The 15,075-nt window shown below is 42.8% G+C and carries 10 protein-coding genes; 6 read left to right on the plus strand and 4 right to left on the minus strand.

The features are described 5' to 3' along the window. The first annotated feature begins 9 nt into the window (after positions 1–9). The 5 genes from DWZ47_RS04405 to DWZ47_RS04430 all read left to right on the plus strand — a co-directional run bounded on the left by DWZ47_RS04405 (position 10) and on the right by DWZ47_RS04430 (position 9,625). Positions 10–2,517, plus strand: a complete 2,508-nt coding sequence (locus DWZ47_RS04405) for a family 20 glycosylhydrolase (RefSeq protein WP_117512383.1) — start codon at positions 10–12, stop codon at positions 2,515–2,517. A 274-nt stretch (positions 2,518–2,791) separates the two neighbouring features. Further along, the gene (locus DWZ47_RS04410; protein ID WP_117512384.1) at positions 2,792–5,044 is read left to right on the plus strand and encodes a glycoside hydrolase family 3 C-terminal domain-containing protein; all 2,253 of its coding nucleotides are present in this window, start codon (positions 2,792–2,794) and stop codon (positions 5,042–5,044) included. Between the two features lie 213 nt (positions 5,045–5,257). After that, complete coding sequence (locus DWZ47_RS04415) at positions 5,258–6,067, plus strand: Fic family protein (protein WP_117512385.1); 810 nt, start codon at positions 5,258–5,260, stop codon at positions 6,065–6,067. 1,164 nt (positions 6,068–7,231) lie between these two features. Further along, positions 7,232–7,720, plus strand: a complete 489-nt coding sequence (locus tag DWZ47_RS04425; RefSeq protein WP_008648987.1) for a hypothetical protein — start codon at positions 7,232–7,234, stop codon at positions 7,718–7,720. Between the two features lie 195 nt (positions 7,721–7,915). Further along, the gene (locus DWZ47_RS04430) at positions 7,916–9,625 is read left to right on the plus strand and encodes a DUF5597 domain-containing protein (RefSeq protein WP_117512420.1); all 1,710 of its coding nucleotides are present in this window, start codon (positions 7,916–7,918) and stop codon (positions 9,623–9,625) included. A gap of 54 nt (positions 9,626–9,679) precedes the next feature. On the opposite strand, the gene DWZ47_RS04435 is transcribed toward DWZ47_RS04430, so the two are convergent. The 4 genes from DWZ47_RS04435 to dapB all read right to left on the minus strand — a co-directional run bounded on the left by DWZ47_RS04435 (position 9,680) and on the right by dapB (position 13,666). Continuing rightward, positions 9,680–10,315 carry a WbqC family protein gene (locus DWZ47_RS04435; protein WP_032852246.1) on the minus strand — a complete coding sequence of 212 codons (636 nt, stop codon included), beginning with the start codon at positions 10,313–10,315 and terminating at the stop codon, positions 9,680–9,682. Positions 10,316–10,397: 82 nt separating this feature from the next. Then, positions 10,398–11,339, minus strand: coding sequence for a signal peptidase I (lepB, locus tag DWZ47_RS04440; RefSeq protein ID WP_117512386.1), 942 nt, complete (start codon positions 11,337–11,339; stop codon positions 10,398–10,400). A 42-nt stretch (positions 11,340–11,381) separates the two neighbouring features. Next, positions 11,382–12,866 (minus strand): signal peptidase I, encoded by a 1,485-nt coding sequence (gene lepB, locus DWZ47_RS04445; RefSeq protein WP_004307501.1) that lies wholly within the window; start codon positions 12,864–12,866, stop codon positions 11,382–11,384. A 35-nt stretch (positions 12,867–12,901) separates the two neighbouring features. Then, positions 12,902–13,666: a 4-hydroxy-tetrahydrodipicolinate reductase gene (gene dapB / locus DWZ47_RS04450; protein WP_032856028.1), complete on the minus strand. Its 765-nt coding sequence runs from the start codon at positions 13,664–13,666 to the stop codon at positions 12,902–12,904. Positions 13,667–13,749: 83 nt separating this feature from the next. Between dapB and DWZ47_RS04455 the strand changes: the two genes are divergently transcribed. Then, positions 13,750–15,039 carry a DUF2851 family protein gene (locus tag DWZ47_RS04455; protein ID WP_117512387.1) on the plus strand — a complete coding sequence of 430 codons (1,290 nt, stop codon included), beginning with the start codon at positions 13,750–13,752 and terminating at the stop codon, positions 15,037–15,039. The last annotated feature ends 36 nt before the right edge of the window (positions 15,040–15,075 follow it).

Below are 15,075 nucleotides of genomic sequence, written 5' to 3' on the forward strand. Positions count from 1 at the left end.
GCTAAATTTATGAATGATATAAAATTTTCTTTATGGACAGTAGGGTGGCTGTGCATCCTATTCTTTGCAGGCGGTTGTAAATCGACGAATGATTCGGGAGCTCCGATTTCTTTAACTTGGGAGATGGGAAACTACGATGAGAATGGTAAATATTATGAAAATTCATTTGTACTGAAGAATATATCAGATACTCCTGTTGGAAAAGAATGGGAGATTTATTATTCGCAGTTTCCCCGTACTATCCGGCAGGATGCTTCGTCACCGGTTAGAGTGGAGCAAGTGAATGCAACTCTTTTTAAAATGTATCCGGGAGAGGGATTTATCTCATTAGCTCCGGGAGATTCATTGAAAGTGATTTTCCAGTGTGATGGGGAAGTGCCAAAGAATTCGCATGCGCCCGAAGGAAGCTACTGGGTGAGCCAGTCGGGAGCATCGAAAAGTAAGCCACTTCCTGTAACATTGAATAACATACCATTACCTATGACGGAATGGCAAAGAACGATTGCTCGGAAAACGTACGAAACAAACCTTCGTTTAAACAATGCGAATACTCCGGAGTTTCGTTCGACGGATATAATACCTTCCATAAAAAAGGTGATTACTACCGGAGGTAATATCTTGTTAGAAAAACAACTAGCTTTGACTTTTCATGAGGATTTTGCCAATGAGGGAAAACTGCTAAAAGAAAAACTTTCCGGATGGTATGGCTTGGAAGTAGTGCCGGAAGCTTCGGTAACCATTACTCTGGATTACCTTTCTGACAAGAAGAAAGCAGTTAATGAGGAATATTATGAGTTGAGCATTGCCGGTCAGCAGATCAGGATTAGCGCTACTACTCCACATGGTATTTTTAACGGAGCGCAGACCCTGTTGGGGTTACTGAAAGGGCAGGAAAGCCCATTCCGGTTGGAAGCAATGTCTATAGTGGATTATCCGGATTTATTATATCGGGGACAGATGTTGGATATTGCCCGGAATTATACAACGGTGGATCACTTGAAGAAACTGATTGATATTCTCTCTTCTTACAAACTGAATGTGCTCCAGTTTCATTTCTCGGATGATGAAGGTTGGCGACTGGAAATTCCGGGGTTAGAAGAACTGACTGCCATTGGGTCACGGCGAGGACATACTACCGATGAAAAAGATAGGTTGTATCCGGCTTATGATGGTGGATATGATCCGTGTGCCGCTACATCGGGAAATGGTTACTATACCCGGGAGGAATTCATTGATTTATTGCGATATGCAACCGAAAGACATGTGCAGGTAATTCCGGAAATAGAATCTCCCGGCCATGCGCGTGCGGCGATTGTAGCAATGAATGCACGTTATCAGAAATACATCGATACAGACCCGGAGAAAGCAAAGGAATATCTTTTGAGTGACTTGCAGGATACTTCCCGATATGTTTCCGCACAGGCCTATACGGATAATGTTATGAATGTAGCCTTACCTTCCACTTACCGTTTTATGGAGAAGGTGATTCAGGAAATAGTGAGCATGTACAAGGAAGCGGATGCGCCACTGACCACCATTCATTTAGGCGGTGATGAGGTGGCTAAAGGGGCATGGATGGGATCACCCTTATGCAGAACGCTCATGGAAGAACAGGGAATGGAAAAGGCACATGATTTGGCCGAATATTTCATTACCCGGGTGGTTGATTGTTTACAACAGTATAATTTATCCTTTAATGGCTGGCAGGAAGTAGCTTTGGGGCATAAGAAAGATACTCATACTTATTTGTCTCAACACGCAGCCGGTATCAATTCGTGGAAGACTGTTCCCGAATGGAAAGAGGATGAAATTCCTTATCAGATAGCCAACAACGGTTATCCGGTTATTCTCTGCAATGTGAATAATTTCTATCTGGATTTGGCTTATGATGCTCATCCCGATGAACCGGGACATTTCTGGGGTGGATACGTGGATGAATCCAAAGCATTTTCCATGCTTCCATTCGATGTCTATCGTTCTTCCCGTACGGATATGGCGGGCAATCCGGTTGAGATCAGTTCCGCAGGAAAAGGAAAAACAGCATTGACTGCATCCGGCAGGAAACAGATAAAAGGCGTACAGGCCCAACTGTTTGCCGAAACAATTCGAGGATTTCAATGGGTAGAATATTATATGTTCCCTAAAGTGATGGGACTGGTAGAACGTGGCTGGAACGCGCATCCGGATTGGGAAGTCCTCTCCGGAGCAGCAGAGCAACAGGCTTTTGACCGGGATCTGGCACTATTTTATGAGAAAATCAGTGTAAAGGAAATGCCTTATTGGAGCCGGTTAGGGGTAAACTTCCGTTTACCTCATCCCGGACTCTTCGTCAGAGACGGACTTCTGTATGCGAATACTCCTATCGAAGGAGCACAGATACGCTATACGACGAACGGGACTGAACCGACGATTGATTCGATGCTATGGGAGGCCCCTATAACCTGTCAGCCTGCTGTTGTAAAAGCAAAACTGTTTTATAGGGATAAGCAAAGTGTAACCAGCTGTTATTTACAGTAATTAGTGGAATAGTATAGTAGTCTTAGATGCACAAGCAAAAAACTTGTGTATCTAATATTTTATAGACTTTATTCAGAAAGGCTTAGCTCATCAAGAAAGAGAAGTTTGAAATAAAAGAATGAAATGGACAATGTGAATGGATAAATGAGTGTTAGTCGGCTTATGATTAGTGATATAAGTATAATAAATATTAATAAACTCATCCGCAACTAGGAAATATACCCCATTTGAGAGTCTATATAAATAAAGAATGAACTTATTTCTTATATCATAAATGAACATGAAATTCAAAGCAATGTTACTTGCCCTGTCTGTGATGACTGCACTGTCTGCTTTTGCGCAGAAACCGGTGTATCTGGACACAGGTAAGCCTATTGAAGAGCGAGTGAAAGATGCGTTGAACCGGATGACCCTTGAAGAAAAGGTAAAGATGATTCATGCACAGTCTAAATTTAGTTCGGCAGGCGTTCCCCGTCTTGGTATCCCGGAAGTATGGGCTACTGATGGTCCTCACGGTATCCGTCCGGAAGTATTATGGGATGAATGGGATCAGGCAGGATGGACAAACGATTCTTGTATTGCCTATCCGGCACTGACGTGCCTTGCTGCTACATGGAATCCTGAAATGTCTCATCTTTACGGGAAAAGTATCGGTGAAGAGGCGCGTTACCGCAAGAAAGACATTCTGTTGGGTCCTGGTGTGAATATCTACCGTACACCCTTGAACGGACGTAACTTCGAATATATGGGAGAAGATCCGTACCTCTCTGCCACAATGGTGGTTCCTTACATCAAAGGTGTGCAAGAGAATGGAGTGGCTGCTTGCGTGAAGCATTATGCATTGAACAATCAGGAATTCAACCGTCATACCACTAATGTACAATTAAGTGATCGTGCTCTTTATGAGATATACCTGCCTGCTTTTAAAGCGGCTGTTCAGGAAGGTGGAACATGGTCGATTATGGGCTCTTATAATCTTTATCAGGGACAGCATGCTTGTCACAACAAACGCCTGCTTAAAGATATACTTCGCGATGAATGGGGCTTTGACGGCGTCGTAGTGTCTGACTGGGGAGGTGTGCACCATACCGAACAGGCGATCCACAATGGTATGGACCTCGAGTTTGGTTCATGGACGAACGGACTGTCTGCCGGAACGAGAAATGCCTATGATAATTATTTCCTTGCTTTCCCTTACCTGAAATTAATCAAGGAAGGTAAAGTAGGAACAAAGGAACTGGATGAAAAGGTTAGTAATGTCCTTCGTCTGATTTTCCGTACTTCAATGGACCCGCACAAACCATTTGGCTCTTTAGGTTCTCCTGAACACGGGCAAGCCGGACGTCAGATTGGAGAAGAAGGGATTGTACTGTTGCAGAACAACGGTAACTTATTGCCTATCGATTTGAATAAAGCTAAGAAAATAGCCGTTATCGGTGAAAATGCCATTAAGATGATGACTGTGGGCGGTGGTAGTTCTTCTTTGAAAGTGAAATATGAAATTTCTCCATTGGATGGACTGAAAAGTCGTGTGGGCTCAAAAGCAGAAGTAGTATATGCCCGTGGGTATGTAGGCGACCCGACAGGAGAGTATAACGGTGTGAAAACCGGTCAGGACTTGAAAGATAACCGTTCGGAAGATGAATTGCTTGCAGAAGCTTTGCAAGTGGCTAAAGATGCCGACTATGTAGTCTTCTTCGGTGGCTTGAACAAGAGCAATCATCAGGATTGTGAAGATTCGGACCGTGCTTCTTTAGGTTTACCATACGCACAGGATAGAGTGATTAGTGAACTCGCAAAGGTGAATAAAAACCTGATCGTGGTCAATATCTCCGGCAATGCTGTGGCTATGCCTTGGGTAAATGAAGTGCCGGCCATTGTACAAGGCTGGTTCCTGGGTTCGGAAGCCGGAACAGCTCTTGCTTCCGTATTGGTAGGAGACGCCAATCCTTCGGGAAAACTTCCTTTCACCTTCCCGGCAAAACTGGAAGATGTAGGGGCTCATAAATTGGGCGAATATCCGGGCAATAAGGAGGAACTGGCACAGTCTAAACATAGAGGAGATACGATTAATGAAATCTATCGGGAAGATATTTTTGTAGGTTACCGTTGGGCGGATAAAGAAAAAATCAAACCGCTGTTCCCGTTCGGACACGGATTGAGCTACACTACTTTCGCTTATGGAAAGCCTTCGGCTGACAAGAAAACAATGACAGTAGATGATACTATCTCTTTCACGGTCAATGTGAAGAATACAGGAACTCGTGAAGGTCAGGAAGTTGTTCAGCTTTATATCAGTGATAAGAAATCCTCTCTCCCTCGTCCGGTAAAAGAGTTGAAAGGTTTTCAGAAAGTGAAACTGGCTCCGGGAGAAGAGAAGGCGGTAACGCTGACGATTGATAAGAAAGCATTGAGCTTCTTCGATGATGCTAAACACGAATGGGTGGCCGAACCGGGTAAGTTTGAGGCAATCATCGGTAGTTCATCCAGAGATATTAAAGGTACTGTACCATTTGAGTTGAAATAGGTAGATGTTTGGTTAGAGATTTTTTTAAGGAGATGACAGAGAGTCTGGGTACTCGGAAAACGCTAAGTGATTGCAACAAATCGACTTAGCGTTTTTTTATTGCCTAATTTTCCCAGCGTTTGCAAAAAAATAGTAAGAAAGTAGTCGTTTCGCTTGGTAAAGTGTTGTATCAGAAGTAATTTTGGGAAAAATAACAATTAAGGTAACCTAATTATGGAAAAAGGTATTTGGCTGGAAATAGAGGAACTGTATAAGGAGTTTCAGCAACTCGGTATCAGTCAGTCGGTGGACTATGAGAAGTACTACCTCTATTCTCTTATTACCCATTCTACAGCCATTGAGGGTTCTACACTAACCGAAATGGATGCACAGCTTCTTTTCGATGAAGGTGTAACAGCTAAAGGAAAGCCGTTGGTATATCATCTGATGAATGAGGACTTGAAGAAAGCATACGAGCTTGCTAAAAAGGAAGCGCAACGCAATACTGTTATAACTCCTGCTTTTTTGCAGAAGTTAAACGCTACTTTGATGCGGACAACAGGGGGAAGGCATAATACAATAGGCGGCTCTTTCGATTCTTCCAGAGGTGAGTTCCGTTTGTGTGGCGTTACGGCTGGTGTAGGTGGGCGTTCTTATGTGGGTTATCAAAAAGTACCTGTTAAAGTAGAAGAACTTTGTTTCTTGTTGCAGGAACGGCAAAAGAATGTGGAAACGTTCCGTGAACAATACGAATTAAGTTTTAATGCTCACCTCAATTTAGTGACTATTCATCCTTGGGTGGATGGCAACGGGAGAGCAGCTCGCTTATTGATGAACTATATTCAATTCTGCTATCATCTTTTCCCCGCTAAGATTTTTAAGGAGGATAGGGCAGATTATATCCTTTCTTTACAACAGGCGCAAGATGATGAAACCAACCAGCCTTTTTTGGATTTCATGGCGGTGCAATTGAAAAAATCACTGTCTTTGGAAATTCAAAAATATAAAGCTTCTCACAATAAAGGATTTAGTTTTATGTTTTAATCTTGTAGGGCTTCTTTTGATAAGACTTCCACCCATTGTATATTGTGTTGTTTTTCATTAACGAAATCACCATTACAGTAACGGCGGTTGCATTTATTAATATCGAACTTATGTAATTCTCTAATAGTTTTAAATAAAGGTTCATCAGTTTCACCGTTAGCTGAATAGTTATAGACCAGATATTTATGGTGGAAGAGGTACATAAAATAATAAAGAATCATCCTTCACACTCTTCACTGTTCTTTTTATATGCCATAAGCTAAAGTAAATATGCTATAAGCAAAAACGAATATGCTATCAGCTAAAATTAATAAGCTCATAGCAAACGCTCCATCAAGTATTAACATTTGAGCTATCGACTATTAATACTTTGTATTTAGGCTATTAATACTTGAGTTGTTGGCTATATATACCCAAGACGCACGATATATATATCCAACGTGTTAGATCTATATGACCAATACATTGGATCTATATGCCCAACAAATAGGGTGTATAGACCCTTAATCTATACGATATAAGCGTCTTTTAGTCTGGTTATTTGAAAGAAAGAGAAACAATCTTGTTAATATCTGCTAAGGAGCTATATCGATAAAAAGCTATCTAAACTTGGGGGCTTACTAGTTCTTCGTTAACAATCTTAAAGCTTATAAGAAGTCTCTCTTTCGAGTGCAAAACTAAAAGACGCTTACTTTTATTTTGTGAAGGAGGTGAAGGATGATTCTTTATTATTTTATGTACCTCTTCCACCATAAACATCTGATTTATACTCATTCAACTAAAGGTGAAACCGGTGAACCTCCTAAATGAATTTTATAGTTACAAGTAGCTTTAGAAGATTTTGTCTTTTGCTGATCGCTGTAAACTTCAATTTATATTGATTTTCTTTTCTCTTTTCTGATTTTATATTCTATCTTTGCAATGCTCTTTATCAAAATCCACAGCAGGGGAACCTGCTGTATCAATGTGGCAGGCTTTTTTATGCTTGTCCTATCATTCTATATGGCGGTTTCGTACCCCCATGTAGGATGTTAATGCACCTACTGCCTGTTGTGGATGGTGAAGAGCAATGGGACAGGCGGAACCGCTTCTTTTATTTCTTAAAACTACCCTTCTGTATCGCCCCATTGAACTTAATTTATTCACCATTTAATTAAAATTCTTATGGAAGAAGTTTTAAGCAACCAGCAGGCTCGTCCGGGGGACGCGACGCAACTCATGCACGCTATCTTTTCATCCGATGATGAAATGATGTCTTTTTATCTGACCCTCAATTGTTTTATGAATCCTGAAAGCTATCTAGTGGAACGAACAGATCGAAAGAGACTGGAGGATTTAGCTAGTACGCTTTGTAGTAATGTGGCAGCCTTTGAAGCCATCCGTAATTATAAGTCGATAAGTGTGAAAGAGGTGATTAGAGGATTCGGGGCGCACATGATGAATACGCTAATCTCCAATACCAATCGTTTCCAAAGTGCCGATGCCGTGGGAACGTTAATGAATTGCATACTGAATACCACTAAAAACAGTTGGCAGTTTAAGAAAATGGATCGGAATAACGATATACATCTTCAAAATGTACGCTATTTGTTGAATCGGCTGGATGCAGCAGAATCTAATGAAGAGAAGAACTGTGAAGAAGTAGCGATATAAACAGTTTTCTCTAAAAATTACTTAGGAAATGCAAATAGAGGGTATAAGAATCGGAGATAATGTATAGATAAAGGCAAATGTAACGTAACATAAAGCATCTGTAACCTGCCCGATAGAAAAGGAACACAAGACGTTGTGCTCCTTTTTTATATTGTTGTAACTTTGCTTTCAGATAATATGATAAAGCTGATTGTTATGAGAAACACACTTTTTGGGATTCTATTCCTTTTTATTTTGCCTCTTCAGGCACATCAGAAACTTCCGTATTTGCAGAAACAGGGAAGTACCACACAACTTATGGTAGATGGAAAACCATTCTTAGTGATTGGCGGTGAATTGGGAAATTCTTCAGCTTCCTCTATTGAAGATATTGAACGTATATTCCCGAAATTGCAGCGTATGGGTCTGAATACGGTACTGGTTCCTGCATATTGGGATTTAACAGAACCACAGGAAGGTAAATTTGATTTTACCCTGACGGATAAAGTGATTCAACAAGCCCGTGCGAATGATTTGAAGGTGGTTTTCCTTTGGTTCGGTGCGTGGAAAAACTCAATGAGTTGCTATGCTCCGATCTGGTTTAAGGAAGATTATAAGAAATACCCGCGTGCCTATACGAAAGCAGGGAAGCCCCTCGAAATAGCCAGTTCCTTTTCGGAGAATGTGTTTCAGGCGGATAGCCGTGCTTTTTCCCAATGGATGAAACACATTGCTTCTGTGGATAAGGAAGAGGGAACGGTTATCATGATTCAGATAGAAAACGAAATCGGAATGTTGGAAGATGCCCGCGATTATTCCAAAGAAGCGGATAAACTGTTTTATGCATCAGTTCCGTCCCTTTTCATCGACTATTTGCAAAAGAACAAGAGATCTCTGCATCCCGAAATGTTGGCAAAATGGGAGAGCCAGGGATTCAAGAAGAAAGGTACGTGGCAGGAAGTGTTTGGTGCAGACGTGTATACGGATGAAATTTTTATGGCCTGGTCGTATGCGCAGTATGTAGAACGAATGGCAAAGTTAGCACGTTCTATCTATAATATTCCGTTGTATGTCAATGCAGCAATGAACAGTAGGGGGCGGAAACCGGGAGAATATCCGTCGGCAGGACCATTGGCTCATTTGATAGATGTATGGCATTATGCAGCACCCAACATTGATTTTCTGGCTCCGGATTTATATGATAAAGGTTTCGTTGATTGGGTGGCAAAGTATAAACTGCACAATAATCCTCTCTTTATACCTGAAATTCGGTTGGAAGACAATGATGGAGTACGTGCTTTCTATGTGTTTGGTGAGCATGATGCGATTGGCTTTTGTCCTTTCTCTATTGAAAGCGGTTCGGATAGAGCAGATGCACCTTTGGTACAGAGCTATATTAAATTGAAAGAACTGATGCCTTTATTGACAAAATATCAGGGTAAAGGAGTGATGAACGGTCTTTTGTTTGATGAAGAGAATAAAGAACGAATACTTTCATACGATGATTTGGAGATTACCTGCCGTCATTACTTCACTCTGCCATGGGACCCACGTGCCCGGGATGGCACTGTATGGCCTGAAGGGGGAGGTGTTTTGCTACGTCTGGCTCCAGATGAGTATATCGTTGCCGGCAGTGGCTTGGTACTTGAATTTAAGAAACAGGGGGAAAATAAAATGAAAAGTTCACCGGCATTGGGCGAGGATGGTTTTGCCAGTGTGGGCGGAAAGGCATCAAAAACGGAAAATAGCTGGCAAGGTGGTATGAGAGCCGGTATCGGTTCTGTAGATGAAGTTAATGTGAACGAAGATGGTTCACTGAAATATATCCGGCGCCTGAATGGCGATCAGGACCATCAGGGAAGGCATGTACGTATTCCTGTCGGAGAATTCAGTATTTTACACGTCAAACTGTACGAGTATAAATAATGTGACGACATGGTGCACCTTTGTTGGCTACATACGTATAGAAGAGTGGAGTCATTACTTGCCTAGTACCAACAGACTTTCCGGTCCCATATTGAACAACAGGTCTATGATACTCAAATTAGGAAGAAAACCCAGTTTGGGCTCGAAAACCTGATAGTAAGGTTGCGGAATAAACTCTGTATCCACTTCTCGGAAATCCTTTTTGGGATGAATGACTTCCCGAAAATCGAATTCTCCGGGAGCAAACTTCATCTTATATTCGCTAGTACGCTCCATAGTGGGGTGAATATCTATCAATTCACAGACCATCCGGCATAGTTCTTCGTTGAAATCGATTAAAAACTCGTATTTCTTTTCGTAGAAGGGACGGAAGTCGTCCTTGTAATATTCAAAGAAAGGAGTACTGTTGTAGGCTGATTCGATGGCGTTCCAGTGCAGATGTCTCCAGTTGCCGTGGTCGGAGATGCGGATATCTTTCATCGGACACTTCAATGTGTCGGGTTTTACGGTTGGGATAGAAAGAGCTAATTCGCCGGATGGGCCGGCAATGGTGCATCGGTTACGATAGGTTTGTTTGATATAGTGGTCGTGTTGCTCTACAAACACTTTGTCATAAGCCAGAAGTTTGGTATAATATTCGACGGGAGCGAGATAAGCTGAAGATAAATAAGCTATTTTCATTTCTTTCATTTTAATACGTTTAGGGGGCTCTATAATAAGGATATTAATTAAGGATATTATTAAGGAGTTATTTCTTTTATGTTCCGGAAGATTATTTCACCGTTCTGAAGAAACGGTTCCATCGGTATCCGTCAAACAAGCCTGTCTCTTTTTCTTTGGAGAACCAAATGATGGAGGCTTTCCCGATGATATGGTCTTGCGGGACAAACCCGAAGAGCCGTGAGTCGGAAAAGTTGACGGTATTGTTAGACCCCATCCAATAGTAATCTTTAGTGAAATAACAGTGTTGTGTAGGTTTGCCGTCTACGTAGAGAGTGTCGTTCTTTATTTCTGCCTGTTTGCCTTCGTGTATCACGAGGGTATTCCGCAGTAAGGTTATGTTCCAGGGATAGACCCGGATAAATTTCCCTTTTCCGGGAACAATCAGCGGATTCGGTTCGGCATCTTCCCTGTTTGACAAAAGTTGGACAAAACTCTCTTTCCCATTCATTGCCTGTTCCAACAAATAATATTCGTAACGGCTGAAACTACGCACATGAGTACTGTCATTACTTCCCATCAATCCGTCGTTGGTGATGGAAAGAGTATGCATGAGTGAGGTAATCAGATTTTCTTTTGACGCGGGGTACGAATAAAGCCTTTTCTTATCCGGATTGAATTGTGCCTCTGGAGAAATAACGGAGAAAAGAGAATCGACCAATAATGTATCTCCCGGAACTCCGAGGCAACGGCTGATATAGATTTCCCGGCGGTCGATGATAGGTTCCCGGATTCCAGCCGGATTATTGAACACTACAATATCTTGTTGCCGTACAGGACTTTCGCACCAACGATGATAAGAAAAGAGCGACATGAAAGGAACTCGCAATCCGTAACTCCATTTGTTCACTAAGATACGTTCACCCTGGAAAATGGAGTTTTCCATACCGGTGGAAGGGATAAGGCAGGACGTAAAAGCAAATCCCCGGAGCAGAAGCACTACGACTACTGCTCCGGCAAATGCTAGTATCCATTTGAATTTACGAATGTTCATCAATATTTATCACCTTATCACTCTATTCTATCCGTACACTTATCAGTCTACCCACTTGAAGAGGCGGTTCCAGCGAATCTTACCGTCAAACCATCCACGGTCTTTGTCAAGCGACAGCCATACGACAATCGGCTTGCCCACTACGTGATCTTCGGGTACAAAACCCCAATAACGGGAGTCGGCAGAGTTGTGACGGTTGTCACCCATCATCCAGTAATAATCCATTTTGAAGGTATATTCATTGGTCTTTTCACCGTTGATGTAGATACCGTCCGGTTTCACTTCCAACTTGTTGCCTTCGTAGGCTACGATGCAACGCTCATAGATAGGCAGGTTGTCTTCTGTGAGGGTAATGGTAGCTCCTTTGGCAGGAATCCAGATCGGACCGTAATTGTTGCGGTTCCATTTGGTATAAAGGTTCAGCGGATACATCTGTCCGGCGTATTCTTCCGGTTCCATTACTATTTTGCTGATTAGCTTTTTATTGCCAAGGAGAGTGTCATACATCTTTTTAGTCAATGGAAGATGATATACCGGATTCAGTTTGCCTTGCGCATTCCGGTTGTCCAGTCCCATATCCAATAATCCGCCTTCCCAGCCAGAGTCTTCTATCAGCATGGTGTCATCCTTGCTGATGCCTAATTCGCGGAGCATATCTTCCGGAATGTACGGGCCGGTAGTCTGTACGAAGTAGTTGAATTGCAGGTTTTCGGGGTTCTCAATCGCCTTACCGTCAATCATCACCTGTCCGTCTACAATTTGCAATGTATCACCGGGCAAGCCGACACAACGTTTCACATAATTCTCGCGACGGTCTACCGGACGCCACAGTACTTCACCGTAAGTACGAGGATTGTTTAGAATCTGTTTACGTCCGGCGTCATAGTAGAGGTCATAGATTGCACGTTGCTGTGAACGTGTCAGGCTATCCATTTCAATCTGTTTGGAGTAGATGCGTTGTCCTTCACCATAAGCCAGCGTATAGAAGTCCGTTGTCTGTTGGTAGTTCACTGCCACCGTATCTCCTGCCGGGAAGTTGAAAACCACAATGTCATTCAGCTTCACTTTGCCGAAGCCCGGTACCCGTTTGTATTTCCATTGTGGCCACTCGATATACGATTTAGTATTGAAGACAGGCAGCGTATGTTGTGCCAACGGCATAGAAAGGGGAGTGTTCGGTACGCGGGGACCGTAGCTCATCTTGCTTACATACAGGAAATCGCCTACCAGCAATGATTTTTCCAGCGAAGAGGAAGGAATCTGGTAATTCTGGAAGATGTAGATATTGACGAAGTAGACGGCAACCAACGCAAATACGATGGCATCCACCCAACTCATCACACTGCGGACAGCCGGATTCTTCGACTTCTTCCAAAAAGACCAAGGTATTTTCTTTGTGATATAAATATCGAAAATGAAAGGAACAACAATCAATCCCCACCAACTCCGTACCCAGAGGAGGAAGACGAGGTAAAGTAGAATAGCAATGGCACATTTGATCCATTGTGCGCGTGTGGCTTGTCTCATAATGTTATATTTGTTTAGAACTAGCTTCTGAAATCTTAGTCGTTCAAGAATGGGAATAAATCACTCATGCCCAAAAAACCTTCGTGTGTGGCAGTATATTCGGCTGCCAGTACGGCTCCCAATACAAATCCGCCACGACTTTTGGCATCATGCGTGATAGTTATGCTGTCTACATCAGATTCATAGCGAATGGTATGAAGGCCGAACACTTCTCCTTCGCGGATAGAGGCGATAGGAAGTTCATTAGGGGCGCAATCGTTGGTTCCGCTAATGGTTCCGTCCGGTGCAAGGAAAGTGCCTTTCACCCATTTGTCCTTACGGTCCAGCTTTTCCAGAATACCTTCCGCCAATGTAATGGCTGTTCCGCTGGGAGCATCCAGTTTGTGGATATGATGTGTCTCGCTCATGGTGACATCATAAGCAGGGAACTGATTCATGATTTTAGCCAGATACTTGTTGAGAGCGGAGAAGATGCTGACTCCCAGGCTGAAGTTGGACGACCAGAAGAGTGTTTTGCCCTCTTCCGTGCAGAGCTTCTTGATTTCTTCGCCATGCTCGGCCATCCATCCGGTACTGCCCGATACCAGTTTCACACCGGCTTTGAACGCTTTCATATAATTGCTGTAAGCTACCATCGGATTGGTAAACTCAATGGCCACATCGGCCGATTTGAATGCTTCCGATTCGAAGTCATCCTGATTATTGATGTCAATGATGCAGACGATTTCATGTCCGCGACTACGGGCAACCTTTTCTATCTCTTTGCCCATCTTTCCGTAACCGATCAGTGCTATTTTCATTGTTTTCTGACTTATATTCAAAATAATAGTCGCAAAGATAAGATTTTTATTACATTTGCAGCGCACATTAACGTCTTGTTAACATGGAACATCTTCTCCACTACGTGTGGAAACATAAATTATTTCCCCTGAAAGTACTGCAAACCACCAACGGCTTACCGGTAGAAGTGATTGACCCCGGTCTGCAAAACCCCAACGCCGGTCCCGACTTTTTCAACGCGAAACTAAAGATTGACGGTGCCTTATGGGTAGGGAATATAGAAATACATACACATTCTTCCGACTGGTTTCGCCACGGGCATGATTGCGACAAAGCCTATGATTCTGTGATTCTCCATGTGGTGAGTGAAGCAGATACGGAAATAACCCGTTCCAACGGTGAACAGATACCGCAACTATTACTTACCTGTCCGGACAATGTGCAATTACATTACCACGAACTTTGTGTAGCCGATCAGTATCCGGCTTGCCATCCCATCCTTGCCTCTCTTCCCAAACTTACCATTCATTCTTGGCTGACCGCTTTGCAAACGGAACGTTTGGAGCAGAAAGCGCAATTAATCACACAGCGTCTCAAACATTGTAACAGTAATTGGGAAGATGCTTTCTTTATCACCCTTGCCCGTAATTTCGGTTTCGGCTTGAATGGAGATACTTTTGAAACGTGGGCGGGATTGTTGCCATTTCGTGCGTTGGGTAAGCACCGGAATGATTTGTTTCAGATAGAAGCTTTTTTCTATGGTTTGGCTGGGTTGTTGGAAGAAACATTTCTGAAAAAAGAACAGGAAGACGAATATAGTCTTCGTCTTTGTAAAGAGTTTCGTTATTTACAGCATAAATTTGAAATCGGGCAGGGGATGGATGCTACTTTATGGCGTTTTCTCCGGCTTCGTCCGGAAAACTTTCCGCATATTCGCCTGGCGCAGTTGGCTTATCTTTATCAGAAAGGAGACAAGCTGTTTTCACGTTTGTTGGAAGCGGAAACTCTGGCGGACGTGAGAGCTTTACTGGATACCCGTACGTCTCCCTATTGGGAGAATCATTATCTATTCGGACGACTATCTTCTCAAAAGGAAAAGACGATGGGAGAGCGTTCCAAGGATTTGATTGTCATTAATACGGTGGTTCCTTTTCTTTATACCTATGGTTTGCACAAGGCAGATGAACGAATGTGTGAACGTGCCGCACGCTTTCTGGAAGAATTGAAGGCGGAGAGTAATCACATCATTCGTTCGTGGAGCGATGCCGGACTTCCGGTAGTCAGTGCGGCGGATAGTCAGGCACTGATACAGTTACAAAAAGAGTATTGCGATAAGCGGAAATGTCTGTACTGCCGCTTCGGCTATGAATATTTGAAACATACAAAGATTTAGTTCTTAAAATAACCAAGATGCCAAACTTGTCATTAT

The organism is Bacteroides sp. AF32-8BH, assembly GCF_003435205.1.
In the GTDB taxonomy this organism is placed as follows: Bacteria; Bacteroidota; Bacteroidia; order Bacteroidales; family Bacteroidaceae; genus Bacteroides; species Bacteroides ovatus.